The organism is Rhodoferax potami (assembly GCF_032193805.1).
In the GTDB taxonomy this organism is placed as follows: Bacteria; Pseudomonadota; Gammaproteobacteria; order Burkholderiales; family Burkholderiaceae_C; genus Allorhodoferax; species Allorhodoferax potami_A.
In genome coordinates, this window is sequence record NZ_JAVBIK010000001.1 from 1,026,697 (window position 1) to 1,051,597 (window position 24,901).

At 61.2% G+C, this 24,901-nt stretch carries 20 protein-coding genes and 2 pseudogenes; 17 read left to right on the forward strand and 5 right to left on the reverse strand.

Annotation, left to right across the window (positions count from 1 at the left end; genetic code table 11):
* Positions 1 to 2: 2 nt before the first annotated feature.
* The 5 genes and pseudogenes from RAE19_RS04880 to pelG all read left to right on the forward strand — a co-directional run bounded on the left by RAE19_RS04880 (position 3) and on the right by pelG (position 5,847).
* Positions 3 to 545 (forward strand): penicillin-binding protein activator LpoB, encoded by a 543-nt coding sequence (locus tag RAE19_RS04880; RefSeq protein ID WP_313873856.1) that lies wholly within the window; start codon positions 3 to 5, stop codon positions 543 to 545.
* 7 nt (positions 546 to 552) lie between these two features.
* Positions 553 to 1,908, forward strand: a complete 1,356-nt coding sequence (locus RAE19_RS04885) for a PelD GGDEF domain-containing protein (protein ID WP_313873857.1) — start codon at positions 553 to 555, stop codon at positions 1,906 to 1,908.
* 10 nt (positions 1,909 to 1,918) lie between these two features.
* Entirely contained in the window at positions 1,919 to 2,959 is a 1,041-nt protein-coding gene (locus RAE19_RS04890; RefSeq protein ID WP_313873858.1) for a tetratricopeptide repeat protein, read from the forward strand.
* A 34-nt stretch (positions 2,960 to 2,993) separates the two neighbouring features.
* Positions 2,994 to 4,480, forward strand: a pseudogene (gene pelF / locus RAE19_RS04895) (GT4 family glycosyltransferase PelF).
* Positions 4,468 to 5,847 (forward strand): exopolysaccharide Pel transporter PelG, encoded by a 1,380-nt coding sequence (gene pelG / locus RAE19_RS04900; protein ID WP_313873859.1) that lies wholly within the window; start codon positions 4,468 to 4,470, stop codon positions 5,845 to 5,847. The pseudogene pelF and the gene pelG overlap by 13 nt, the downstream one beginning before the upstream one ends.
* Before the next feature lie 30 nt (positions 5,848 to 5,877).
* Here the strand turns inward: pelG and galE are convergent, their stop codons facing one another.
* A complete protein-coding gene (galE, locus tag RAE19_RS04905; RefSeq protein WP_313873860.1) occupies positions 5,878 to 6,906 on the reverse strand; it encodes a UDP-glucose 4-epimerase GalE in 1,029 nt (342 codons plus the stop codon).
* An 88-nt stretch (positions 6,907 to 6,994) separates the two neighbouring features.
* Complete coding sequence (locus RAE19_RS04910) at positions 6,995 to 8,395, reverse strand: glycerate kinase type-2 family protein (RefSeq protein WP_430962513.1); 1,401 nt, start codon at positions 8,393 to 8,395, stop codon at positions 6,995 to 6,997.
* A gap of 178 nt (positions 8,396 to 8,573) precedes the next feature.
* Between RAE19_RS04910 and RAE19_RS04915 the strand changes: the two genes are divergently transcribed.
* Positions 8,574 to 10,052 carry an 8-oxoguanine deaminase gene (locus RAE19_RS04915; protein ID WP_313873862.1) on the forward strand — a complete coding sequence of 493 codons (1,479 nt, stop codon included), beginning with the start codon at positions 8,574 to 8,576 and terminating at the stop codon, positions 10,050 to 10,052.
* Positions 10,053 to 10,150: 98 nt separating this feature from the next.
* On the opposite strand, the gene gudD is transcribed toward RAE19_RS04915, so the two are convergent.
* Together gudD and RAE19_RS04925 are read right to left on the reverse strand one after the other, a co-directional pair.
* A complete protein-coding gene (gene gudD / locus RAE19_RS04920; protein ID WP_313873863.1) occupies positions 10,151 to 11,503 on the reverse strand; it encodes a glucarate dehydratase in 1,353 nt (450 codons plus the stop codon).
* Between the two features lie 71 nt (positions 11,504 to 11,574).
* On the reverse strand, positions 11,575 to 12,354 hold the full coding sequence (locus RAE19_RS04925) for a FadR/GntR family transcriptional regulator (RefSeq protein ID WP_313873864.1): 780 nt from the start codon (positions 12,352 to 12,354) through the stop codon (positions 11,575 to 11,577).
* Between the two features lie 85 nt (positions 12,355 to 12,439).
* On the opposite strand from RAE19_RS04925, the gene RAE19_RS04930 reads away from it, so the two are divergent.
* The 11 genes and pseudogenes from RAE19_RS04930 to RAE19_RS04980 all read left to right on the forward strand — a co-directional run bounded on the left by RAE19_RS04930 (position 12,440) and on the right by RAE19_RS04980 (position 23,633).
* On the forward strand, positions 12,440 to 13,276 hold the full coding sequence (locus RAE19_RS04930) for an NAD-dependent epimerase/dehydratase family protein (protein ID WP_313873865.1): 837 nt from the start codon (positions 12,440 to 12,442) through the stop codon (positions 13,274 to 13,276).
* A gap of 7 nt (positions 13,277 to 13,283) precedes the next feature.
* Positions 13,284 to 14,198, forward strand: coding sequence for an SMP-30/gluconolactonase/LRE family protein (locus RAE19_RS04935; protein ID WP_313873866.1), 915 nt, complete (start codon positions 13,284 to 13,286; stop codon positions 14,196 to 14,198).
* A 30-nt stretch (positions 14,199 to 14,228) separates the two neighbouring features.
* Positions 14,229 to 15,212 carry a TRAP transporter substrate-binding protein gene (locus tag RAE19_RS04940; protein WP_313873867.1) on the forward strand — a complete coding sequence of 328 codons (984 nt, stop codon included), beginning with the start codon at positions 14,229 to 14,231 and terminating at the stop codon, positions 15,210 to 15,212.
* Positions 15,213 to 15,277: 65 nt separating this feature from the next.
* Positions 15,278 to 15,805 carry a TRAP transporter small permease gene (locus tag RAE19_RS04945; RefSeq protein ID WP_313873868.1) on the forward strand — a complete coding sequence of 176 codons (528 nt, stop codon included), beginning with the start codon at positions 15,278 to 15,280 and terminating at the stop codon, positions 15,803 to 15,805.
* Positions 15,805 to 17,088 (forward strand): TRAP transporter large permease, encoded by a 1,284-nt coding sequence (locus tag RAE19_RS04950; protein ID WP_313873869.1) that lies wholly within the window; start codon positions 15,805 to 15,807, stop codon positions 17,086 to 17,088. The genes RAE19_RS04945 and RAE19_RS04950 overlap by 1 nt, the downstream gene beginning before the upstream one ends.
* A gap of 6 nt (positions 17,089 to 17,094) precedes the next feature.
* The gene (locus RAE19_RS04955; RefSeq protein WP_313873870.1) at positions 17,095 to 18,360 is read left to right on the forward strand and encodes a glucarate dehydratase family protein; all 1,266 of its coding nucleotides are present in this window, start codon (positions 17,095 to 17,097) and stop codon (positions 18,358 to 18,360) included.
* Positions 18,361 to 18,365: 5 nt separating this feature from the next.
* Positions 18,366 to 19,976, forward strand: coding sequence for a galactarate dehydratase (gene garD, locus RAE19_RS04960; protein WP_313873871.1), 1,611 nt, complete (start codon positions 18,366 to 18,368; stop codon positions 19,974 to 19,976).
* Between the two features lie 57 nt (positions 19,977 to 20,033).
* Positions 20,034 to 21,032: a Bug family tripartite tricarboxylate transporter substrate binding protein gene (locus RAE19_RS04965; RefSeq protein ID WP_313873872.1), complete on the forward strand. Its 999-nt coding sequence runs from the start codon at positions 20,034 to 20,036 to the stop codon at positions 21,030 to 21,032.
* A gap of 52 nt (positions 21,033 to 21,084) precedes the next feature.
* Positions 21,085 to 21,867, forward strand: coding sequence for a 2-dehydro-3-deoxyglucarate aldolase (garL, locus tag RAE19_RS04970; RefSeq protein WP_313873873.1), 783 nt, complete (start codon positions 21,085 to 21,087; stop codon positions 21,865 to 21,867).
* A 137-nt stretch (positions 21,868 to 22,004) separates the two neighbouring features.
* Positions 22,005 to 22,901: pseudogene (locus tag RAE19_RS04975) on the forward strand (2-hydroxy-3-oxopropionate reductase); the annotation flags it as partial.
* Between the two features lie 105 nt (positions 22,902 to 23,006).
* A complete protein-coding gene (locus tag RAE19_RS04980; RefSeq protein WP_313876180.1) occupies positions 23,007 to 23,633 on the forward strand; it encodes a LysE family translocator in 627 nt (208 codons plus the stop codon).
* 27 nt (positions 23,634 to 23,660) lie between these two features.
* Here the strand turns inward: RAE19_RS04980 and RAE19_RS04985 are convergent, their stop codons facing one another.
* Positions 23,661 to 24,899, reverse strand: a complete 1,239-nt coding sequence (locus RAE19_RS04985; RefSeq protein WP_313873874.1) for a urate hydroxylase PuuD — start codon at positions 24,897 to 24,899, stop codon at positions 23,661 to 23,663.
* Positions 24,900 to 24,901 lie beyond the last annotated feature (2 nt).

Genomic DNA, 24,901 nt, shown 5'->3' on the forward strand with positions numbered 1-24,901 from the left:
TGATGAAACTCCACACTCTCTTGTGCACCGCTGCGCTGGCCCTGACCGGCTGCGCCACCTCCATCGAATCCAATACCGGCCGCGGCACGCTGGAAGCAGGCGCCTCCTGGGCGTTACTCCCCTTGTCCAACAATACCGACACGCCGCAGGCTGCGCTCAGCGCAGAGTCCATGCTGGAACACCTGCTGCGTCGCCGTGGTGTGCCGGAGCTCAAGATCTACCCCGCAGCCCTGTCACGGGATAGCTTGTTTGAACCCTCGGAGCGGAAAGTCAGCGAAGAAGCCCAGAAGTGGGCCCGCGAACAAGGCGTTCGCTATGCAGTGAGTGGCAGCGTTGAAGAGTGGCGCTACAAAGTCGGCCTCGACGGCGAGCCCGCTGTCGGCATTACCGTCAAAGTGACAGACCTGAGCTCAGGGCAAATCGTCTGGAGCACCACAGCAGCCAGCAGTGGATGGAGTCGGCAAGCCCTGTCCGGCGTGGCGCAGGCCGTCATGCGCGACGCCCTGACCAGCTTGCCACTGCCCGCCGTGGCCCCTGCAAAGTAAGTCGCTTATGGGAGCTCCCTCCTCGACCAGTTGGCTCAAAAAGCTCATCAGCCCGCATCGGCTGGCACCCGATCCGGTGCTGGCCCGTGACCAGTGGCTCGAAATATTTTTGATCCCCCTGCTCGGCATTGCTGTGGGCTGGTGGATCAGCGCCGACGACCCGATGCTCGCGCAAAGCCACTTTCCCTGGCTCTGGTTTGCACCGGTCTTGATTGCGTTGCGCTACGGCGTTTCGCCGGGCTTGCTGAGTAGCATTCCGCTGATCATCAATTGGTTGATCGCCAATGCCATGGGCCGGGTTGAAGATGCCTTCGCCTTCCGCTTTTTCTTCGGTGCGGGTGTGCTGGTCATGGTCTGCGGCGAGTTCAGCGATGTGTGGCGTGATCGCAATGCCCGCATGGAAGAGACCTACCTGTATGTGACCGAGCGTCTTTCGCGGCTCACCAAGAGGCACTTGCTGCTCAACCTCTCCCACGATCGGCTTGAACAAGAGATGCTGATCCGCCCGGGCTCTCTGCGCGATGCCCTGGCCCGCCTGCGGGGCATGGCCATGCAACCCACCCCGCAAGACGAGCCCATGCCGGCGGCCAACAGCTTGCTGCAGTTGCTGTCGCAGTATGTCAATCTGGAATCCGCCACGCTGTATGCCATCAAGAACCCGGACACTGACCCGCAATTGGGCCCGGCTCTGGCAGTCATCGGGGACCCGCTACCGCTCCTGCCGGGAAATGTGCTGTTCCAGAAAGCAATGGAAACACGGGCACTGGTGCACATCGCCGGCGAAGACATCAGCAGCTCTGACCCCGACAGCCCCTTGGTGGTGGCCCCGCTGGTGGCTGGTAACGACACCATATTGGGCGTGCTGGTCGTGACCCGTATCCCGTTTTTCTCACTGACGGTCGAGAACCTGCAAATGATGTCGGTGATCCTGGCCTATTACGCAGACAACATCCGGATCGGCCCAGATACCCACAAAGTCCAGCAGGCGCTTCCGGGCATCCCGGCCTTGTTCGCAGAAGAGCTGGTGCGCATGAGCCGGCTGAATCACTCGGTAGGCCTGTCCAGCCATTTGGTAATCATGACCTTTGAAGGTGCACTGGGGGCCGAAATCACAGCCGAGTTTGTGCGCGTGAAGCGCGGACTGGATTTGTACTGGCAAACGCATATCCGCGGGCAGCCTGCAGTCGTGGTGCTGATGCCGTTTGCATCAGACTCTGCTAAGGAAGGTTTTATCCAGCGGATTGATGACTGGCTGCAACTGCGATTTCATGGCGACATCGAAAGCCTGCAAGTCCGCCTGCACACCATCGACTTCGCCCTAGAAGACCCGGTGCAAGCCCTGACCACCCAGTTCGCCCCGTGAGAAAGCCCGCATGTTCACATTGAAGTGGGCCTGGGCGGCCATCGCCATTGAAGTAGGCGTCTTCTTAAGCCCGCTGTTGCACCAGTCCACGCTGGGGGCGTTGCTGGCCATGCTGGCGCTGCACGCCTTGGCGAGCGCGATCGTGGCATCGGGCAGTTATGTGCTGCTGCCCCACAAGTACATGCGACCCCGTGTGACCGTGTGGTTGCTGTTGTTTCTTTTTGCATTTGTCGCCCCCCTGATCGGTGCGGTCGGAATGCTGGCCATCATCTGGACGACCTTCCAGAAAGAGTCGCCAGACGAATACCCGCCGGAACCGGTGACAGTGCCCCTGCCCGAATTTGACATGCAAACCAAAGATGTCAGCCGCAGCGGGCAAGGCTCCATTCGCTCACGCCTGAACTCACATGTGCCTAGCGCCATCCGGCTTCAATCCCTGATGACACTTCAAGCGATCCCTACCCGGGTTGCCAACCCCATCCTGGACGAACTACTGAGCGACAACTCTGACGATGTGCGCCTCGTGGCGTTTGGCATGCTCGATGCCGAGGAAAAGAAAATCAACGCAGACATCCAGCGCGAACGTCGCCAACTCGACCAGGCGGAGAACGACGCCCAGCGCCACACCTGCTTGCGACACCTGGCAGAACTGCACTGGGAACTGATTTACGCCTCGCTGGCCCAAGGCGAACTCAAAAAACACATCCTCAGCCAGACACTGCAATATGTCGACGCCACACTGGCCCTGGAGCCCGAGCCGGACGCCGCCATGCTGTTCCTCAAGGGGCGGATTTTGCTGGCCATCGGCGAATACGCTCCAGCCCAAGCCGCCATTGAACACGCAATTACGCTCGGCCACCCTTTGGTATCTGCCGTGCCCTACGTGGCCGAGCTGGCCTACCAACGCCGTGATTTCGCGCAAGTCAAACAATCCCTGCTCCGCCTGGAGAAACTCAACGTCGCCTCCCGTACCCGGGCCGTTGTAGACATTTGGACCGGACGAGACAACTTTCCACATCGCAGTGACCGCAACTACTTCCCCCACATCTGAACCCGTCCTGCCCAAGGCAGAGCAGGTCGACGTCATGCTTCTCCTAGAGGGCACCTTCCCGTTTGTGTCCGGGGGAGTGTCCAGCTGGGTCCAGCAAATCATTCTGGGCTTTCCGGACATCCGCTTCGGTGCCATTTTTCTGGGTAGCCGCAAACAGGACTACGGGCACATGCGCTACGCCTTGCCGCCCAATCTGGTCCATCTGGAAACGGCCTATCTAAATGAAGACGAGGCGCCACCGCCAATCGCACGTGTCAAGGCACCGGCCAAAAGCATGGAACTGGTCGAGCGAATGCACGACATGTTTGAGAACGATCTGCGCCACCCCGAGTGCCCGCACCTCTTTGCCAGCATGATGGACGAAGCAGGCCCCGGCGGCATGCTTAGCCAAGATATGTTCCTCTACAGCGAAGGATCCTGGGACTACATCAAAAAAACCTACCGGAGCCGGAGCACCGACCCGTCGTTTGTCGATTACTTTTGGACTGTGCGCACCATCCACCGTCCGTTCTGGGGACTACGGGAGGTCGCGGTCCGCGCGCCCAAGGCGCGCATCTACCATGCGGTGTCCACCGGATATGCCGGCATTCTGGGCGTCCTGCTCAAGCACCGGAACAAGCGTCCCTTCATGCTCAGTGAACATGGCATCTACGTCAAAGAGCGCAAGATCGACCTCTACCAAGCTCAGTGGATTAAGGACAACCGTAGCGTGTTTGAACACGACCCCTCGCGTGTCAGCTACTTCCGGCAGTTGTGGATCCGGTTTTTCGAGCATCTCGGCTACGTAACGTACCACGCGGCGAACGACATCGTGGCGCTGTACGAAGCGAACCGGCAACGGCAGTTGCTCGACGGCGCGCCCGAGGAGCGCACCTCCAACATCGCCAACGGGATCGACGTGGTGAAGTTCGGTGCCCTGCGCAAAGACTGGCCGGATGGCCCGCCGCAGGTCTTGTGCCTGATTGGCCGTGTGGTGCCGATCAAAGACATCAAGACCTACATCCGCGCTGCGCGCATCATCGCCAACCGCATGCCCGGGGTGGAGGCCTGGATCGCCGGCCCGAGGACGAGTCGCCCGAATACGCGCAAGAGTGCCGCGACTTGGTAGCCCAACTCGGACTCGAAAACACCGTCAAATTCCTAGGTTTCCAAAAGCTCACTGAGCTGCTGCCCCAAGTCGGGCTGGTGGTTCTCACTTCCATCAGCGAAGCCCTTCCCCTGGTCATTCTGGAGGGCTATGCCGCGGGCGTGCCCACCGTCAGTACCGATGTGGGCTCTTGCCGCCAACTCGTGTATGGCTTGCCGGGCGAGGATGAGGCCTTGGGGGCATCCGGGCGGGTGGTACGGATTGCAGACCCCCAGGCCATGGCAGAAGCCACTCTGGAGCTGCTGGGTGATCCGGCCGAATGGCAGCGGGCCCGCGAATCAGGTATCCGGCGCGTCGAAAAATACTACGCACAGCACATCATGTTTGACCGCTACCGGTCGCTTTACGACAAGAACTTCGCATGGCAGGCATAGGCTTCGAACTCCGCAAACTCCTGCGAAAGCAGACCTATGCAGGTTTGCTGCAGGCCTATGCTTTCGCCGGCATCATCAGCTCCGGGCCTTGGGTGCTTTCCATCGTGGGCATCATGCTGATTGGCCTGCTGAGCGCGGGCGCGGGGGTGGCGTCGCCCCGGGTCAGTGTGTCGCAGTTTCAGGTCACGGTGACCTACCTGTTTCTGATCTCACTGATCAGCACCGGTCTGGTTCAACTGTCGTTCACCCGCTTTGTGGCGGACCGCACGTTTGCCAAAGACGAGGCCTCCATCCTGCCCAACTTCAACGGGCTGATTCTGGTGGTGATGGGCGTCAGCATGCTGGTAGCCCTGCCCTGCGTGGCGATCTTTTTCCCCGAGCAATCGGTGCTCTACCGCTTGCTGTTTGTGATGGGCTTGGGAGTCATGTCCGCGATCTGGATTGCGACCGTGTTCCTCACCGGCATGAAGCACTACCGCGCGATTGTGCTCATGTTTTTTCTGGGCTACAGCGCCACCCTGGGCCTGGCATTGTTGCTGCGGAGGCCCTTAGGCCTAGAGGGCTTGTTGCTCGGTTTTGTTCTGGGGCACTACCTGCTCCTGATGGGCATGGTCTATCTGGTTTACCGGCACTACCAGTCCGACCGCTTTGTCGCGTTTGACATCTGGAAGCGCGGCGCCATGTACACCAGCCTGATGGCCACCGGCTTCCTCTTCAACCTGGGCGCGTGGATCGACAAGCTGATGTTCTGGTATTTCCCCAGTACCGGGCAGCAAGTTATCGGGCCTCTGCATGCTTCTGTGATTTACGACTTCCCGATCTTTTTGTCGTACCTGTCTGTCATCCCCGGAATGGCCATTTTTCTGGTGCGGATCGAAACCGACTTTGTGGAGTACTACGTCAAGTTTTACAACGCAGTCCGCGAGGGCGCCACGCTGGACTACATCGAGCGCATGCGCAACCACATGGTCTACCACGTGCGCCGTGGTTTGTTTGACATCGCCAAAATCCAGGGTATCGCCGTCCTCTCTACCTTTGCGGCTGGCGGCGTGGTGCTCCAAGCGCTGGGCATTTCCACCTTGTACCTGCCGCTGCTGTATGTGGATGTGGTCGGTGCCGCGCTGCAGGTGGTGCTGCTGGGGATATTGAATATTCTGTTTTACCTCGACCAGCGCCGCGCGGTGGTTTTGCTGACCGCCATGCTGCCCCTGTGCAATGCGGTGTTTACCGGCATCACCTTGCACTTGGGCGCGGCATGGTTTGGCTATGGCTTTGCGCTGGCGATGCTGGTCACCGTGCTGACCGGCATCTGGATTCTCAGCCGCAAGCTCGAGGTTCTGGAGTACGAGACCTTCATGCTCCAGTAAGGGCTGTCGCCCGCCTTCCGCCTGAGGGTTTCAGGCCTTGCGATAGCCGTCGGGGTTGCGGCTCTGCCAGCGCCAGGAGTCTTCGCACATCGACTGCAGGTTTTGCGCGGCCTGCCAGTCCAGCACGGCTTTGGCCATGGCGGCATCGGCATAACACTGGGCCACATCGCCGGGGCGGCGCGCCACCACGTCGTAAGGCACAGGTTTGCCACTGGCTTGCTCAAAAGCGCGCACCACATCCAGAACGCTGTAGCCCTGGCCGGTGCCCACATTCACGGTGAAGGTGTCAGCCCCCGCCAGGAGTTTGCGCACCGCCGCCACATGGGCTTGGGCCAAGTCTTGCACGTGGATGTAGTCGCGCACGCCGGTACCGTCGGGTGTGGCGTAGTCGCCGCCAAAGACTTGCAGGCGGGGGCGCTTGCCCACCGCGACCTGGGTCACAAAAGGCATCAGGTTATTCGGAATACCGGACGGGTCTTCCCCAATCAAGCCGCTCGGGTGGGCACCCACCGGGTTGAAATAACGCAGCACCCCCGCACGAAGGGCAGGCAGCGCGGCGCACTGGGCGGCGATCATGTCCTCACACACCAGCTTGGTGTGGCCATAGGGATTGGTGTGGCTGCGCGGAAACGACTCGGTGATCGGCACCGATGCGGGGTCGCCGTAGACCGTGGCACTGCTGGAAAACACCAGCTTCTGGCACCCGGTGGTGGCCATGGCCTGCAACAGCGCAATCGTGCTGCCGAGGTTGTTTTCAAAATACTTAAGCGGCTGGGCCACGCTTTCGCCGACTGCTTTGAAGCCTGCGAAATGGATCACCGCCTGGACCTGGTGCTGCGTCAGCAAAGCTTCCAGGGTCGCACGGTCGCGGGCATTGCCGCGCTGGCACAGCACTTCGCGCCCGGTGATTTGCTGCAGGCGCTGCAAAACCTCCGGGTCGCTGTTAGAAAAGTCATCCAGAATCAGCGGCTGGTAACCGGCCTCCACCAAGGCCACATAGGTGTGGCTGCCGATGTAGCCGGCCCCGCCGGTCAGCAAAATAGTCGTCGGTGATGTCATTTTTATGGGCTCCCTCAAAAGTCGTGTGTGTCAGTAACACCCGAACTTTACTTGCCTTTGATGACGCTGCCGCTGAATCCGGCGGCGCTCACAACACCAACAGCGCCCGGAAGTCGTTCACATTGGTGTGGGTAGGGCCGGTGGTGAACAAGTCGCCCAGCGGCTGGAAGAAACCTACCGCGTCGTTCCGGTCCAGGCAGTCGCTCAGGGACACGCCGGCTGCCGCTGCACGCGCCAGGGTCTCCGGGGTGACCAGAGCACCGGCGTTGTCTTCTACCCCGTCTATGCCATCGGTGTCGGCGGCCAGCGCCCAGACGCCTGCCTGCGCTTGCAGGCCAAGGGCGAGCCCCATGCAGAACTCCCCGGCACGTCCACCGCGGCCTTTTGCTGCTCCTTCTCGACGCGGGCGAACGGTGACCGTCGTTTCGCCGCCGCTCAGAATCACACAAGGCTTGGCAAAGGGTTGCACGGCTGAAGCCGGTTTGAGCGCCGCGGTACGCGCCAAGGCGGCATGCACCTTGCCGACTTCGCGGGACTCGCCTTCGAGCTCATCGCTCAGGATGTAGGCATTCAGGCCCATGCTGCGGGCCAAGTTGGCAGCAGCCTTCAGGGATTGCTGGGGCGCAGCAATCAGATGCACCGTGTTGTTGGCAAACACGGCATCGCCGGGCTTGGGGGTTTCCAGCACGCCGGATTCAAGTGCTTTCAGCATGAAATCGGCATCTAGCCCAGACGCATCCTGCGTGAGCCGCTTCAAAATTGATAGCGCATCTGCACAGGTAGTGGGATCCGGCACCGTCGGGCCACTGGCAATGACGCTGGGGTCGTCACCCGGCACATCGCTGATCAGCAGCGTCACCACCTTGGCGGGATAGCAGGCTGCGGCCAAGCGCCCGCCCTTGATAGCGGACAGGTGCTTGCGCACACAGTTCATCTCCTGAATGCTGGCGCCACTTTCCAGCAAGAGCTTGTTGATGCGCTGCTTGAGCTCCAGGCTGATGCCGCCCTGCACGCCGTCCACCTCCCACTGCGCGGGCAGCGTCAGCAAGGAAGATCCTCCACCGGAGATGAGGCAGATCACCACGTCGTCTTCGGTGAGCCCTTCGGTCAAGGCCAGGATGCGTTGGGCTGCGGCCAAGCCAGCAGCGTCAGGCACAGGGTGCGCGGCCTCCACCACTTCAATGCGGGCTGACACGGCGTCTGCGGGCAGAGGTGGTGTATGGCCATAACGGGTAACGACCAAGCCCGACATTGGCAAGTCTTGGGGCCATAGCGCGTCCAGCGCATGGGCCATGGCGCCACCGGCTTTGCCGGCACCCAGCACCAGGGTGCGCCCTTTGGGCGGCTCAGGCAGGTAGTGCTTGAGCGTATGGGCGGGTAGCGCCTGGCGCACTGCGGCCCAGTACAGCCGGCTCAGCAACTCGCGCGGGGTAACGTCAGAGAAATGCGCAGGGGCTTCGGAGTGGGTTTCAGTACTTGGCATATTCATCGCTTGATGCAAAAGTAAATGGGGCAAAATTCAGGGGCGCACTGCGCAACAGCACAGCCCGGGATGCGCGGCAACGTGGTGCTCGCCTCTGGCAGCCAATCTGGCCTGCCAGCGGGATTCGGCCTCGACAGGAGCCACCTATGCCGGTGGGAGACTTGTTTGACGGAGAAACACATTCATGGGCACTTTGCTGATCCACAACGCGCGCGCCATCGCCACATTCGATTCGGCCGCTTTCGACCACGCTGACCCGGCACACTCCACCGAGCTGCGCAACGCTTCGATTTACATCGAGGGTAACCGCATCGCTTTCATGGGCGCTACGGCCGACCTGCCGCCACACGCGCTGGAGGCCGACGAGGTGATTGACGCGCAGCGCCATCTGGTCACCCCCGGTCTGGTGAACACCCACCACCACATGTACCAGAGCCTCACGCGGGCCATACCTGGCGTGCAAAACGCTGAGCTGTTCGGCTGGCTGCGCGGGCTGTACCCCATTTGGGCCGGGCTGACCCCCGAGATGGTGCAAGTGAGCACCCAGATCGCCATGGCCGAAATGCTGATGAGCGGCTGCACCACCAGCAGCGACCACCTGTACATCTACCCCAATGGCGTTCGGCTGGACGACAGCATTGGCGCGGCTGCCGAGATCGGCATGCGCTTTGTGGCCACCCGCGGCAGCATGAGCGTGGGCCAGAGCCAGGGCGGCCTGCCGCCGGACCGGGTGGTAGAACAAGAAGACTTCATTCTCAAAGAAAGCCAACGGCTGATCGAGCAGCACCACGATGCAAGCTGGGGCTCTATGCTGAATGTGGCGCTGGCGCCCTGCTCCCCGTTCAGCGTGAGCCGCGACCTGATGCGCGAAGCCGCCCTGCTGGCCCGCAGCTTCAAGGGCCAGGGCGTGCGCCTGCACACCCACCTGGCGGAGAACGACCACGACCTCGCCTACAGCCGCGAAAAGTTCGGCTGCACCCCCACCCAATACGCCCAGGACCTGGGCTGGCTGGGTGAGGACGTGTGGCACGCACACTGCGTGAAGCTGGACGACGAGGGCATCAGCCTGTTCGCAGCCAGCCGCACCGGCGTGGCCCACTGCCCCTGCAGCAATATGCGCCTGGCCAGCGGCATTGCGCCCATCCGCAAAATGCTGAACGCCGGCGTGCCGGTAGGCCTGGGTGTGGACGGTAGCGCCAGCAATGACGCGGCCCACATGGTGAACGAGGCTCGCCAGGCCTTGCTGCTGGCCCGCGTGGGCCGCGCCATGCAGCCACCCGAGGAGCGTGTGCTGCCCACTGGCGAGCGCCGCACCTTCTTCGGCTGCGATTTGGGCCCGGCCGAAATGACCGCGCGGGATGCCCTGAGCGTAGCCACCCGCGGTGGCGCGCAGGTGCTGGGCCGCAAGGACATCGGACACCTGGCGGTGGGCATGTGTGCGGACCTGGTGCTGTTTGACCTGGACACGCTGGGTTTTGCCGGTGGCGCGGTGCACGACCCTGTCGGCAGCCTGCTGCTGTGTGCCAGCCCGCAGGCGGACTACACGGTCGTCAACGGCAAAGTGGTGGTGCGCGAGGGCCACTTGGAAACGGTAGACCTCGGCCCGCTGATGGAGCGCCACAACCGGCTGGCGCTGCAGCTGGCTGCGGCTGCAGACCACTGACCTCACCTGCTCAGTAGCTAAAGGCAATAGCGCGAATTTGCTCCTGAAATAGGAGCTACTCGCGCAATATCTACGGGCACTAGAGGCCAATTCAAGCCTCAACGCACGAGGCAGGGGCGCTTGGGGTCGAACTTCCAGCCGGGGATCAGGTACTGCATGGCCATCGCGTCATTGCGCGCGCCCAAGCCGTGCTGCAAGTAGATCTGGTGCGCTTTTTCCACTTCGACCATGTCCAGCTCCACACCCAAACCGGGCGTGGTGGGCACCGCAATCTGCCCGCCCACAATTTGCAGCGGGTCTGTGGTCAGGCGCTGGCCGTCTTGCCAGATCCAATGGGTATCAATGGCCGTTACCTTGCCCGGTGCAGCGGCCGCCACATGGGTGAACATCGCCAGCGACACATCAAAGTGGTTGTTGGAATGCGAACCCCAGGTAAGCCCCCAGGTCTGGCAGACCTGCGCCACCCGCACGGAACCCTGCATGGTCCAGAAATGCGGGTCAGCCAAGGGAATGTCCACCGACTGCAAGGCCAGCGAATGCGCTAGCTCGCGCCAGTCGGTGGCGATCATGTTGGTGGCAGTGGGCAGGCCGGTGGCGCGGCGGAACTCGGCTACCACTTCACGGCCGGAGAACACGCCTTCTGCCCCGCAGGGGTCTTCGGCATAGGCCATCACGCCATGCAGGTCACGGCACAGGCGGACCGCGTCATTCAACAGCCAACCGCCGTTCGGATCTAGGGTGATGCGGGCTTGCGGGAAGCGGGCATGCAGGGCGCGAATGGCCTCCACTTCTTCTTCGCCGCGCAGCACACCGCCCTTGAGCTTGAAATCCTGAAAGCCATAGCGCGCATAGGCAGCTTCGGCCAAGCGCACCACGCCGTTGGCGTCCATGGCTTTCTCGTGGCGCAGGCGCTTCCAGTCGTCGGCCTGATCCGGCTCGCTGATGTAGGGCAAGTCAGTCTGGTGGCGGTCGCCCACATAAAACAGGTAACCCAGCACCGCCACGCTGCTGCGTTGTTGGCCATCGCCCAGCAAGGCCGCCACCGGCACACCCAAGAATTTGCCCAGCAAATCGAGCAAGGCACTTTCCACGGCGGTCACTGCGTGAATCGCCACGCGGAGGTCAAAGGTCTGCAGGCCACGACCCTCGCTATCGCGGGCGGCAAAGGCTTCGCGCATGCGGTTGAGGATGGCGTTGTAGTTTCCGATGGATTGACCCACTACCAAGGAGGCAGCATCTTCCAGCGTCTGGCGGATCTTCTCGCCGCCGGGCACTTCGCCCACACCGGTGTTGCCGCTGCTGTCAGTCAGGATGACGATGTTGCGGGTAAAAAACGGCGCGTGGGCACCGCTCAGGTTCATCAACATGCCGTCATGGCCGGCAACCGGGATGACGCGCAGCGCAGTCACCACAGGGGTGCCGCGCACAGAGGGTTTTTCAGACGGGGTCATGGTCAATCTCCTTAGCGGGGCGCTCGATATAAAAGGATGGGTGGCGCCCCTACATATAGGACATCATACAACTAAACCGCGTCGACCTGCGACTTTCTCAAACGGTCTTTGCTGTTGGCCAGATGGGTGCGCATGGCGGCGCGGGCCGCATCCGCGTCCTGATTGCGGATGGCGTTGAAGATGTATTCGTGCTCACCATGCACCCGCCGCAGGTACGCCAAGCGCCCTTCCGGCGCACTGCTCGCGGTGTTGATGCGGGTGCGCGGAATGATCATGGTGCCCAGGTACGTCATCAGGTCCGCAAAGTGACGGTTACCCGTGGACTTGGCGACCTCCATATGGAAACTGAAGTCAGAAGGCACGGCATCCGAGTCTTCTTCGATCGACTTTTGGAACGCATCCAGCATCGCCTGCATGGCTTGCAAATTGGCCTCCGTGCGGCGCTGTGCCGCCAGGCCCGCAGCCTCGGTTTCCAGCGAAATCCTTAGCTCTAGCAGGGCAATCACATCTGCGACAGTGGCGAAATCCACATCAGCGATCTGAAAGTTGCCACTGCTCTGCGGTGCCAGTGCGAAGGTGCCCACACCGTGGCGGGTCTCTACCAAGCGGTTGGCTTGCAGGCGCGAAATGGCTTCGCGCACTACCGTGCGGCTGACATCAAAACGGCCCATGATTTCTGACTCGGTGGGCAGTTTGTCGCCGGGTTGGATCGCGCCTTCGCGGATGCTCGCGGCCAGACTTTCGACCACTTCATTTACCAAGCCTTTGGCGCGGCGCGGGCGCAAAACGTCGGTCGCCTCCGGTGTTGCACCAGACGCTGCAATTGTTCTAGGGGTTTGCACTAGGTCCATGGAAAAGTCCTTGACGCGGTCTGAGACGATGACCACAATTTAACACATCAGACAACATACAACTGACAATTCAGCTCTCTATTTCATGACCATTAAAGTACACCACACTTTGCTGATGACCGGCGCTGCAGGCGGCTTGGGCACTGCCATGCGCGACCGTTTGAAGGCCAACTGCGAGGTCTTGCGCCTCTCTGATCGCAGCGATTTCGGTGCTGCCCGTGCCGGCGAAGAGGTGGTGCTAGCTGACTTGGCCGATGCCGCAGCGGTAGATGCGATGGTCAAAGGCGTGAACGCCATCGTCCATTTCGGCGGCATCTCGCTGGAGGGCCCGTTCGAGCCCATCCTGCAAGCCAACATCCTGGGCGTCTACAACTTGTACGAAGCCGCACGCAAACATGGCGTGAAGCGGGTGGTGTTTGCCAGCTCCAACCATGTCACAGGCTTTTACAAGCAGAGCGAAACCATCACCCTGAACCACCCTGCCCGCCCCGACAGCCTGTATGGCGTGAGCAAGGCTTTTGGCGAAGACCTGTCCCGCATGTATTTCGACCGCTACGGGATTGAGACGGCCTGCGTGCGCATCGGCTCCTCGTTTGCCGAGCCGCGCGACCGCCGCATGTTGGCCAGCTGGCTGAGCTTTGATGACCTACACCGCTTGGTGACTGCTTGCCTGACCACGCCGGTTCTGGGGCACACCGCGATTTTCGGCATGTCGGATAACGCAGTCACTTGGTATGACAACAGCGCCGCACGCCATGTGGGCTATGTGCCGCAGGACAGTTCCGACCCGTTCCGCGAGGCGGTCTACGCCCGCACCCCCGAACCTGATGTGACCGATCCGGCCGTGATTTACCAAGGCGGCGGCTTCTTGTTCCAGGGCGAGCCCATGACGGCGCACCTGCCACCCAAGAAAACTGCCTGAGGTGTCTGTGTCTGTTCACACCCCTGCCGTAGAGGCTGTCAGCATCAGCCGCGACAAAGTGGGCGAGAGCCCTGTCTGGTCCGTGGCCAACCAGTGCCTGTACTGGGTAGACATCGAAGGCCCGTTCATTCACCGGTTGAACTGGGGCAATCGCCACCAAAGCACCTGGACACTGCCGGAGCGCGTGGGCTGTATCGCCATGACTGAACGCGGCACCCTGATTGCCGCGATGGAGACGGGCATTTTTGAAGTCACCTTGAGTGACCCACCCGTCGCGCACCTCAGCCTGTTGGCCAGCGTGATCCATCCGCACCCGAGCATGCGCTTCAATGACGGTCGCTGCGACCACCAAGGCCGCTTCTGGGCAGGCACCATGGTCCGCGACATGGGGCTTGCCAGCCCCGCCGGCGGTATCTACGGCCTGGACGAGAGCGGACTGCGCGGCCCGGTGCTCGAGGGTTACATCACCCCCAACGGCATGGGTTTCAGCCCAGACGGCACAACCGCTTATCTATCGGATTCGCACCCCAGCCGCCAACAGATCTGGAAGCACTCTTTCGACACCGCCACCGGCACCTGGGGCCCGCAAGCCACCTGGGTCGACATGCAAGCCCTGCCCGGCCGGCCCGATGGCGCAGCGGTGGATGCAGAAGGCTGCTACTGGATTTGCGGCAACGACGCAGCCCAGATCCACCGCTTCAGCCCAGAGGGCACGTTGTTGCACTCGGTCGCCGTGCCGGTGAGCAAGCCGGCCATGTGCGCCTTTGGCGGGCCTGAGCTGCGCCACTTGTTTGTTACTTCCATCCGCCCTGCCAGCCCAGCACCCGGCTTCGATGCCACGCTGGACGGCGCCTTGCTGGTCTTGGAGCTCGGCGTGCAGGGCCTGCCCGAACCCTTGTTTTCCCGTTTTCCCGTCCGTTAACCCCAAACCAATCCCCATAGAGGAGACAACATGACTTTCCGTAGAACTTTTGTAGCGTCCGCCGTAGCCGCCATCGCGCTGTGCACGAGTCTGGGCGCGCAAGCCCAGAACATGGTGCTCAAGGCCACTGACACCCACCCTGCCGGTTACCCCACCGTGGTGGCCGTGGAAAGCATGGGCAAAAAATTGGAATCCGCGACCAATGGGCGCATCAAGATGCAAATGTTCCCTGGCGCCGTGTTGGGCCAGGAAAAAGAAGCGGTAGAGCAAGCCCAGATTGGCGCTATCCAGATCGTGCGTATCTCGCTGGGTGTAGTTGGCCCCGTGGTGCCCGATGTGGACGTGTTCAACATGCCCTTTGTGTTCCGTGACATCCCCCACATGCGCGCTGTGATTGACGGCCCTATTGGTGCTGAGTTGCTGGACAAAGTCACTGCCAGCCCTGCACGCTTGGTAGGCTTGGGCTGGATGGATGGCGGTGCCCGCAGCTTGTACACCAAGAAGTTGGTCAAGACTCCGGCGGACCTCAAGGGCATCAAGGTGCGCATGATGGGCAACCCCCTGTTTGTGGACACCATGAACGCCATGGGCGGCAACGGCATCTCCATGGCCTATGGCGAAGTGTTCAGCGCTTTGCAGACAGGCGTGATTGACGGTGCGGAAAACAACCCGCCCAGCATGTTCACCAGCAACCACTACACCACCGGCACCAAGTACTACGCACAGACGAACCACCTGATCATCCCCGAGCTGCTGGTGATGTCCAAAGTGGCATGGGACAAGCTGTCGGCCGACGACAAGTCCTTGGTGAAAAAGCTGGCCCGCGAAGCCCAGATGGAACAACGCGCGTTGTGGGACAAGAGCGTGGAAGACTACTCCGCCAAGCTCAAGGCTGCCGGCGTGGAATTTGTGCCTGTGGATCAAAAACTATTTTTTGACGCTACCGCCCCTGTGCGCGCCAAGTACGGCACCAAGTTCACCGACCTGATGCAACGCATCGCCGCTACCAAGTAAATCCAAACGCTTTGGATGGGGTGCCCGCCATGCCGGGCACCCTTGGCCCTGCCTTCTGGAATCCCATGAAAAACACACTATTGCGCTGGAGCGATGCGCTCTACTCCGCCTGTATCTGGCTGTCCGGAGGTTCTATCTTCCTGATGTCCCTGATCATTCCCTGGGGCATCTTTGCCCGCTACGTGCTCGGCACGGGCTCACAGTGGCCTGAGCCGATTTCTATTTTGCTGATGGTGGTGTTCACCTTTTTAGGAGCAGCCGCCGCATATCGGGCGGGCGCCCACATCGCCGTGGCCATGGTGACAGACCGCCTGCCGCGTTCAGTGCGCCAAGTGACTGCCTATGTCGTGCACGCCTTGATGGTCGTGGTGGCCTTGTTCATGGCGTTTTACGGCTCCAAGCTGTGCATGGAGACTTGGGGCCAGAACATCGGCGAAATCCCGTGGATGCCAGTGGGCGCCACCTACCTGCCAGTGCCATTGGGTGGATTTCTGACACTGATTTTTATCGTCGAGCACCTGGTGTTCGGCTCCCAGCACGCCCGTGCCATCGTGACCTTTGACCACGCTGCAACTGAACCGGAGGCCATCTGATGGACGCGTTTGTATTGTTGGGCTCCTTCCTGGTGCTCATGATTATTGGCATGCCCGTGGCATATGCCCTGGGCCTGTCGGCCCTGATTGGTGCCTGGTGGATTGAGCTGCCCTACGACGCGGTGATGATCGCCATCGCGGGCGGCGTGAACAAATTCTCCTTGTTGGCCATTCCCTTCTTCGTGCTGGCCGGCGCCATCATGGCCGAGGGCGGCATGTCGCGCCGCTTGGTGGCGTTTGCCGAAGTGCTGGTGGGCTTTGTGCGTGGCGGTCTATCGCTGGTCAACATCTTGGCCTCCACCTTCTTTGGTGCCATCTCAGGCTCTTCCATGGCCGACACAGCCTCCATCGGCTCGGTGCTGATTCCAGAGATGGAGAAAAAAGGCTACCCACGTGACTTCGCCACGGCGGTGACAGTGAGCGGTTCGGTCCAAGCCATCCTGATCCCGCCCAGTCATAACGCGGTGATTTATTCCTTGGCCGCCGGCGGCTCGGTCTCGATTGCGGCCTTGTTCCTCGCGGGCGTGTTGCCGGGACTTTTGCTGGGCCTGACATTGGCAATCATGTGCCTGTTCATCGCCAAGAAGCGCGACTTCCCCAAAGGCCGCAGCATTCCCATGAAAGAGGCGCTGCGCATTTGCGTGGATGCGCTGTGGGGTTTGATGACCATGGTGATCATTCTGGGTGGCATTTTGTCGGGCGTTTTCACCGCCACGGAGTCAGCAGCCATTGCCGTGCTCTGGGCCTTCTTCGTCACCATGTTCATCTACCGCGACTACAAATGGAGTGAGCTGCCCAAGCTGGTGCACCGCACCGTCAAGACGCTGGCGATTGTGATGATCCTGATCGGCTTTGCCGCCAGCTTCGGCTACATCATGACGCTGATGCAGATCCCCACCATGATCACGGGTCTGTTCACCAGCATCTCGGACAACAAGTACACGGTGCTGCTGATGATCAACATCTTGTTGTTGGTCTTGGGCACGCTGATGGACATGGCGCCGCTGATCCTGATCATGACGCCCATCCTGCTGCCCATCGTCAAGACCATGGGCGTGGACCCTGTGCACTTCGGCATGATCATGATGGTGAACTTGGGCATGGGCCTGATCACCCCACCCGTGGGCGGCGTGCTATTCGTTGGTGCAGCGGTCGCCAAGCTGCCAATTGAAAAAGTGGTGAAGGCCCTGTTCCCCTTCTTCGGCGCCTTGCTACTGGTGCTCATGGCCGTGACCTACATCCCCGCGCTGTCCCTGTGGCTGCCTGGCCTGTTGCTGAAGTAATCCACCATGAAGATCACTGCAGTTCGGGTCACCCCGATCGCCATCAAAGACCCCGCTTTGCTCAACGCAGCGGGGGTTCATGAACCCTATGGCCTGCGCTCCATTATTGAGGTGGTAGGTGCCAACGGCATGGTGGGCCTAGGCGAGACCTATGGCGACGCACCGGTGCTGGGCCTGCTGACGCGCGCGGCACCCAGCCTGGTGGGTTTGTCGGCGTTTGATGTCAACGGCATGCTGGCACGGCTCAAGGCGCTGACCCCCAAAATCTCCACCGGCCATGTGGAAATGGAGCTGGCACCCGGCTCGCTCGCCAGCAACCTGGTCACCAGCGCGTTCTCGGCATTTGAGGTGGCCTTTATGGACCTGCAGGCGCGCACCCTGGGCATTCCCTTGGTGGAACTGCTGGGTGGCGCCGTGCGCGACAAAGTGTCTTACTCGGCCTACCTGTTCTACAAGTGGGACGCCTCAGTAGACCCCGAGTACGCGCCCGACCCGTATGGCGAAGCGGTCAATGCCGAACAAATAGTTCAACAGGCGCGCCAGATGATTGGGCAATACGGGTTCGAGAGCATCAAGCTCAAGGCCGGTGTGTTCGACCCCATGGAAGAAGCCGATGCCATTTTGGCGCTCAAGGCGGCCTTCCCCAATCAGCCCCTGCGCATTGACCCCAACAGCAACTGGAGCATGGCCACCAGCCTGAAGGTGGCCGACAAGCTGCGCGGCAGCCTGGAGTACTACGAGGACCCTACGCCCACGCTGGAAGGCATGGCAGAGCTACACAAGGCCACGGGCATGCCCTTGGCCAGCAACATGGTGGTCACCAACTGGGCCGAGCTCAAGCGCAGCATCGAGCTCAACTCCGTGCAAATTTTGCTCAGCGACCACCACTTTTGGGGCGGTCTGCGCGCCACCCAGGCATTGGCACAAACCTGCCAGACCTTTGGCCTGGGCCTGTCCATGCACTCCAACTCCCACCTGGGCATCAGCCTCATGGCCATGACGCATCTAGCGGCTTCGGTGCAACACCTGAGTTATGCCTGCGACACCCACTACCCCTGGCAAAGCGACGAGGTGCTGGTGGGCGGCAAGGTGCCGATTGTGGGCGGCTGTGTGCACCTGACCGACAAGCCCGGCCTGGGCGTGGAGCTGGACCAGGACAAGCTGGCAGAACTGCACGAGGCCTTCAAGGTCTGCCGTGTCCGCACCCGCAACGACGTGGCCCAAATGCAGCGCTACCGCCCTGAGTGGAAGCAAGTCAAACCCCGGTTTTAAACGCCATGTCTGCACCCAATCCACGCCCACCGCTCACGATCCGCATGCATACGGCCGACAACGTAGCCATTGTGGCCAACGATGGCGGCCTGCCTGCGGGCACCGTGCTGCCCGATGGCCTGACGCTGGTGGACCGCGTGCCGCAAGGCCACAAGGTTGCTCTAGTTGGAATTGCCAAAGACGCTGCCGTGCTGCGCTACAACGTACCTATTGGCTATGCGCTACAGGACATTCCAGCAGGCGCATGGGTGCATGAACGCCTGCTGCACATGCCTGCGGCCCGTTCGCTGACCGACCTGCCCCGTGCCACGGCGGCCGCCTGGAATGCCGAGCCACTGGAGGGTTACACCTTCGAGGGTTACCGCAATGCCGATGGCTCAGTGGGCACGCGCAACATTCTGGCCATCACCACCACGGTGCAATGCGTAGCCGGTGTGGTGGACTTTGCGGTGCAGCGCATCAAGGAACAGCTGCTGCCACGCTACCCGAATGTGGACGATGTGATTGGCCTTGAACACAGCTATGGCTGTGGCGTGGCCATCGATGCGCCCGACGCCATCATCCCCATCCGCACGCTACGCAACATCTCCAAAAACCCCAACTTTGGTGGCGAGGTGATGGTGGTGAGCCTGGGCTGCGAGAAGCTGCAGCCCGAGCGCCTGTTTCCGCCTGCCCAGCGCGCTATAGAAATAGTAGCTGCTCGCGCAGATAGTACGCGGGCCACAGACACTATTGGCACACAAACCGCGTCAGATCTCGATGTGGTATGCCTGCAGGCTGAACAGCATGTGGGCTTCATGAGCATGATCGATTCGGTGCTGGCCTCTGCGGTGCCGCACCTAGAGCGGCTGAACGCGCGTCGCCGCGAAACCGTGCCCGCCAGTGAGCTGGTGGTAGGCGTGCAGTGCGGTGGCAGCGATGCTTTCTCTGGAGTAACTGCCAACCCCGCCGTGGGCTATTGCACCGACTTGCTGGTGCGCGCTGGTGCGACCGTGATGTTTTCGGAAACCACCGAGGTGCGTGACGCCATCGAGCAAATGACCGCCCGCGCCACTACCCCTGAGATTGCCGACGCCATGGCGCGTGAGATGGCCTGGTACGACGCTTACCTGGACCGCGGCCAAGCAGACCGCAGCGCCAACACGACGCCGGGCAACAAGGCCGGCGGCCTGTCCAACATCGTGGAAAAGGCCATGGGCTCCATCATCAAGTCTGGCACCGCACCCATCAGCGGTGTGCTGTCGCCGGGCGAGAAGCTGCAGCACAAAGGCCTGCACTATGCCGCCACACCGGCCAGTGACTTTATCTGCGGCACGCTGCAATTGGCTGCGGGCATGAACTTGCACGTGTTTACCACCGGACGCGGTACCCCTTATGGACTGGCCGAGGTGCCCGTGATCAAGGTGGCCACCCGCACCGACCTGGCCCGCCGCTGGCACGACCTGATGGATGTGAACGCCGGACGCATCGCCGATGGCGACGCCACGATTGAAGACACAGGGTGGGAACTGTTCCACCTGATGCTCGAGGTCGCCAGCGGCCGCAAAAAGACCTGGGCGGAGCACTGGAAGTTGCATAACTCCCTGGTGTTGTTCAACCCCGCACCCATCACCTGATCGGTGCCCTCTCCGACACCCACACACCCTTCCCGCACCACAACAAGGAGACACCATATGCAACGCAGAACCTTTATCCAAAGCACCGTGATCGGCCTCACTGCGGGACTGAGCAATGGCCTCGCCAGCCTGTCTGCCCACGCCCAGGGCGCGTGGCCGAGCGGTAAATCCATTACCTACGTAGTGCCCTTTCCCCCGGGCGGTAATACCGACACCTTGGCACGGCTCATAGGGCAACCACTTTCCAACGCACTGGGGACCCCGGTGGTCATCGACAACAAAGGCGGCGCCGGCGGCAGTGTGGGTTCTGCAATTGCATCGCGCGCGCAGGCGGATGGCTACACCCTGCTGGGCGGGACTATTAGTTCGCACTCCATCAACGGCAGTCTCTATACGTCGCCTATCGGCTATGACATGGTCAAGTCCTTTGCGCCCGTGGCCATGTTGGGCGTCAGTCCTCTGTTGCTTGTCGTTCCTGCGAACAGCCCGATCCGGACTTTGGATGAGCTACTCAAGGCCAGTCGTGCAAAAAATGGCGGCTTAAGCTCCGGCTCCCCCGGTATCGGCACCTCACCACACATGGCCCTAGAGTTGTTGTCCCACCAATCGGGTGTGAAGTTCACGCATGCACCCTACAAAGGCTCGGCGCCTGCGGTGCAAGATGTCATTAGCGGGCAACTCGACATGATGTTTGACACCAGCTTGGTGGTGGGCCCACATATTCAGAGCGGCCGACTACGCGCTATCGCGATCACAGGTAACCAACGCGTACCTGGCTACCCCAATGTGCCAACAATTGCCGAGAGTGGCCAAAAGGGGTTTGACATGGTGTCCTGGCAGGCCTTGTTTGTGCCCGCCAATACGCCGCAACCCGTGGTGGACCGCTTGCACTCCGAAGTGATGAAGGTGCTGGCCACGCCTGAGGTGCAGGCCAAGTTGAAAGGCTTTGGAATGGAGCCTTCCAGCATGACGCCCGCTCAACTGCAGGAGTACCAAAAGGCCGAGGTCGACAAATGGGCCAGGGTCATCAAAGCGGCAAACATCAAAGCTGAGTGAACCCGCATTGATTTAAGCCGCATCACAAACAACGAATGCCATTGCAAATCCCATGACCTACCCCACCCCTTACCGCCCTTTCCCCAACCAGTTCAAAAAAGACCTGCTCGCCGGCAAGCGCCTGATCGGCTGCTGGGCCTCGTTGGCCAGCCCGATCAGCACCGAAGTGCTGGGCGTTGCCGGCTTTGACTGGGTGCTGCTCGATGGCGAACATTCGCCTAACGATGTGATCACCTTTGTGCCGCAACTCATGGCACTCAAAGACAGTGTCAGCGCTCCATTTGTGCGCCCGACCAGCAACAACGCGATCGAGATGAAGCGCCTGCTGGACGCCGGCTTTTATAACTTCCTGGTGCCCTTCGTGGAAACCGCCGAAGAAGCCCGCCAGGCCGTGGCAGCCACCCGCTACCCCCCTGAGGGCATGCGTGGCGTGTCGGTCGCCCAGCGCAGCAACCGCTACAACTCGATTGCCAACTATTTTCAGGAAGCCAACCAACACATGTGCGTGGCGGTGCAGATTGAAAGTCGCCAGGCGGTGACAGCGACCGCAGACATTGCTGCGGTGCCGGGAGTGGACTGCATTTTTGTGGGTCCCTCAGACCTGGCCGCCGGCTATGGTCACTTGGGCAATGCCAACCACCCCGAGGTGCAGGACGCCATTGCCAGCGTATTCGCCCAAGCCAAGGCACAGGGCAAGCCCAGCGGCATCCTGGCGCCGGTCGAAGCCGATGCGCGCCGTTACATGGAAATGGGTGCGACCTTTGTGGCGGTTGGCAGCGACTTGGGGCTGTTCCGCAACGCTACGCAGGCTTTGCGGGACCGTTACCTCGGCTAATTCTTCTCCGGACACCGAGGCTGGGTGGGAGCGCGTTCTGCTGCGTGTCCCCCGCCCTGCGGGCTCCTCCTTGACCTTCGCAGAACGCACTCCCACCCAACCTCCTTGGCTCAACGAAATCTTTTCCACTCCATCGCAATCTCACTATGACTACTCTCGGATTTATCGGCCTCGGCATCATGGGCAACCCTATGGCAGGCCACCTGCTGGCTGCAGGTCACACCGTTTACCTGAACACCAAAGGCGATGTGCCCGAAGCCCTGGTGCAAGCCGGCGGCAAGCCCTGCGCCAGCGCCAAGGAAGTGGCACAAAAAGCCGACATCATCTTTTTGATGCTGCCAGACACCCCCGATGTGGAGCTGGTGCTGTTCGGCGCTGACGGTGTAGCCGAAGGCCTCAGCGCCGGCAAGACGGTGGTGGACATGAGCTCTATCTCGCCCATCGATACCAAGATGTTTGCGCAAAAGATCAATGCACTGGGCTGCCAGTACATGGATGCCCCGGTCTCCGGCGGTGAAGTCGGCGCCAAGGCGGCCAGCCTGACCATCATGGTGGGCGCCGAAGAGGCCACTTTCAACACCGTGTTGCCATTGCTGCAGCTCATGGGCAAAAACATCACGCTGGTGGGCGGCAACGGCGATGGCCAGACCACCAAGGTGGCCAACCAGATCATCGTGGCGCTCAACATTGCTGCTGTGGGCGAAGCCCTGCTGTTTGCCAGCAAAGCCGGTGCGGACCCTGCCAAAGTTCGCCAGGCGCTGATGGGTGGCTTTGCCGCCTCGCGCATTCTGGAAGTGCACGGCGAGCGCATGGTCAAGCGCACCTTCAACCCCGGCTTCCGTATCAGCCTGCACCAGAAAGACTTGAACCTGGCGCTGAGTGGTGCCAAAGCCATGGGCTTGGCATTGCCCCAGACCGCAGGTGCCGCGCAACTGATGCAGGTGTGTGCCGCTAACGACATGGCTGGCCTAGACCACTCTGCCTTGGTGCGCGCCTTGGAAATCATGGGTGCCCACGAAGTCGCCAAGGGATGATGCAATAAAGCGACGCACGCCAGGGCGAAGACCCGCGTGCCCGCGTTAGGATGGCAGGCGATCCACTTGTACCTCACCTGTACGCCGCATGAGCGGCACGACGCCATGCTCCCACTCGACACCACACTGACTTTTTTCGCGGCTTCGGTGCTGCTCGCCCTGTCGCCCGGGCCTGACAACGTGTTTGTTTTGCTCCACTCGGCAGTGCATGGGCGTAAAGCCGGCCTCCTTGTGGTGCTGGGCTTGTGCAGTGGCTTGCTGTTTCACACCGCTGCGGTGGCATTGGGTTTGGCTGCTGTGTTCGCAGCCTCAGCGGCCGCCTTTACCGCGCTCAAGCTGCTGGGGGCGGGCTATCTGCTGTACCTAGCCTGGGGCGCTTGGCATGCACCGGTCGGCATTGCCGATACGGCCACCGAGAGCGCGATGTCGCCCCTCCAGACCTACCTGCGCGGTGTGATGATGAACATCACCAACCCCAAGGTGGCCATTTTCTTTCTGGCGTTTTTGCCGCAGTTCGCCGACCCGGCCCAAGGCTCCATGGCACTGCAAATTGTGCAGTTGGGTGGCGTCTTCATGCTAGCGGCACTGATGACCTTTAGTGCAGTCGCGTGGTTCGCGGCCGGTTTCGGGCAGGTCTTCAAGCGCTCCCTGCGGGCCCAGCGAATCCTGAACCGGGTGGCCAGTGTCGTGTTTGTGGGTCTGGCCTTGCGTCTGGCAACCGCACAGCGCTAACAGCAGGCCCGCCCACAAGGGCCCCGGCTACTCCGTCTTTGCACCGCCCTCGAACCAGCGCTTCACGATGTCGCGCTCGGCATCGGTGATGTTGGTGGAGTTGTTCATCGGCATGATTTTGCTTACCACCACCTGCTGGTACACCGCCTGGGCGTGGCTGCTCAGGGCTTGAGGGCTATCGACGCGCACGTTTTTCATTTGCACCGCTGCCCCGTGGCACATGTAGCAACGCTGCTCCAACACAGGCTGGATATCTTGATAGCCGATAGTGCCGCTAGCGCCCGCAGCGACTGCACCTGCAGCTACAGAATTCGTAGCAACAGGGGCGCTAGCGGGTGGCGCTGGCTTGAGCCACACCAGCAAACCCAAAATCGCCACCACACCGGCTGCCGCATAGGGCCAAGGGTGCGGATTGCGGGCCAACTTGTAGCCATGGCGCAGTACAAAAAACTGGCGAATAGCGGCACCGGCCCCCATCATCACAATCAGCACCAGCCAGTTTTGCGGATGGCTATAGGTAAAGCTGTAGTGGTTGCTCAGCATGGCGAACAACACCGGCAGGGTGAAATAGGTGTTGTGCACGCTGCGCTGCTTGCCGCGCTTACCGTGGATCGGGTCTACAGCACGACCGGCAGCCATGTCTTTCACCATGGTGCGCTGGCCGGGAATGATCCAGAAGAACACGTTAGCACTCATGGCCGTGGCCATCATGGCGCCCACCAGCAAAAAGGCAGCGCGCCCAGCAAACCAGTGGCAGGCCAAGTACGAGGCCACACACACCAGCACCGCGACCAGCGCACCCACAATGGCATCGCCATGTTTGCGCTTGCCGAAAACCCGGCAAATACCGTCATAGGCCAACCAGAACACCACCAAAAATGACAGTGCCACCGCAATCGCAGCATGCGGGTGCCAGGCCATGACCGATTTGTCGATCAAATAAGTGCCTGCGCTCCACAGGTAAGACACCGTGAACAATGCAAAGCCCGTGAGCCAGGTGCTGTAGCTCTCCCAGTAAAACCAATGCAGGTTGCCCGGCAACTTGGGCGGCGCTCCGGCGAATTTGACCGGGTGATAGAAACCGCCACCGTGCACGGCCCAGAGCTCGCCGCTCACCCCTTGTTTCTTGAGGTCGTCGTCTTCCGGCGGCGTCAGGCTGCTGTCGAGAAACACAAAATAAAAGGAGGAACCGATCCACGCAATCGCGGTAATGACGTGCACCCAGCGCAACAGCAAGTTGGCCCAATCGAGTAAATAGCTTTCCATCC

Excerpts from the sequence above, each read along its gene's own strand:
- RAE19_RS04880 (WP_313873856.1), top strand. The coding sequence starts at position 3 with ATGAAACTCCACACTCTCTTGTGCACCGCTGCGCTGGCCCTGACCGGC.
- RAE19_RS04885 (WP_313873857.1), top strand. The coding sequence starts at position 553 with ATGGGAGCTCCCTCCTCGACCAGTTGGCTCAAAAAGCTCATCAGCCCG.
- RAE19_RS04890 (WP_313873858.1), top strand. The coding sequence starts at position 1,919 with ATGTTCACATTGAAGTGGGCCTGGGCGGCCATCGCCATTGAAGTAGGC.
- pelG (WP_313873859.1), top strand. The coding sequence starts at position 4,468 with ATGGCAGGCATAGGCTTCGAACTCCGCAAACTCCTGCGAAAGCAGACC.
- galE (WP_313873860.1), bottom strand. The coding sequence starts at position 6,906 with ATGACATCACCGACGACTATTTTGCTGACCGGCGGGGCCGGCTACATC.
- RAE19_RS04910 (WP_430962513.1), bottom strand. The coding sequence starts at position 8,395 with ATGAATATGCCAAGTACTGAAACCCACTCCGAAGCCCCTGCGCATTTC.
- RAE19_RS04915 (WP_313873862.1), top strand. The coding sequence starts at position 8,574 with ATGGGCACTTTGCTGATCCACAACGCGCGCGCCATCGCCACATTCGAT.
- gudD (WP_313873863.1), bottom strand. The coding sequence starts at position 11,503 with ATGACCCCGTCTGAAAAACCCTCTGTGCGCGGCACCCCTGTGGTGACT.
- RAE19_RS04925 (WP_313873864.1), bottom strand. The coding sequence starts at position 12,354 with ATGGACCTAGTGCAAACCCCTAGAACAATTGCAGCGTCTGGTGCAACA.
- RAE19_RS04930 (WP_313873865.1), top strand. The coding sequence starts at position 12,440 with ATGACCATTAAAGTACACCACACTTTGCTGATGACCGGCGCTGCAGGC.
- RAE19_RS04940 (WP_313873867.1), top strand. The coding sequence starts at position 14,229 with ATGACTTTCCGTAGAACTTTTGTAGCGTCCGCCGTAGCCGCCATCGCG.
- RAE19_RS04945 (WP_313873868.1), top strand. The coding sequence starts at position 15,278 with ATGAAAAACACACTATTGCGCTGGAGCGATGCGCTCTACTCCGCCTGT.
- RAE19_RS04950 (WP_313873869.1), top strand. The coding sequence starts at position 15,805 with ATGGACGCGTTTGTATTGTTGGGCTCCTTCCTGGTGCTCATGATTATT.
- RAE19_RS04955 (WP_313873870.1), top strand. The coding sequence starts at position 17,095 with ATGAAGATCACTGCAGTTCGGGTCACCCCGATCGCCATCAAAGACCCC.
- garD (WP_313873871.1), top strand. The coding sequence starts at position 18,366 with ATGTCTGCACCCAATCCACGCCCACCGCTCACGATCCGCATGCATACG.
- RAE19_RS04965 (WP_313873872.1), top strand. The coding sequence starts at position 20,034 with ATGCAACGCAGAACCTTTATCCAAAGCACCGTGATCGGCCTCACTGCG.
- garL (WP_313873873.1), top strand. The coding sequence starts at position 21,085 with ATGACCTACCCCACCCCTTACCGCCCTTTCCCCAACCAGTTCAAAAAA.
- RAE19_RS04980 (WP_313876180.1), top strand. The coding sequence starts at position 23,007 with ATGCTCCCACTCGACACCACACTGACTTTTTTCGCGGCTTCGGTGCTG.
- RAE19_RS04985 (WP_313873874.1), bottom strand. The coding sequence starts at position 24,899 with ATGGAAAGCTATTTACTCGATTGGGCCAACTTGCTGTTGCGCTGGGTG.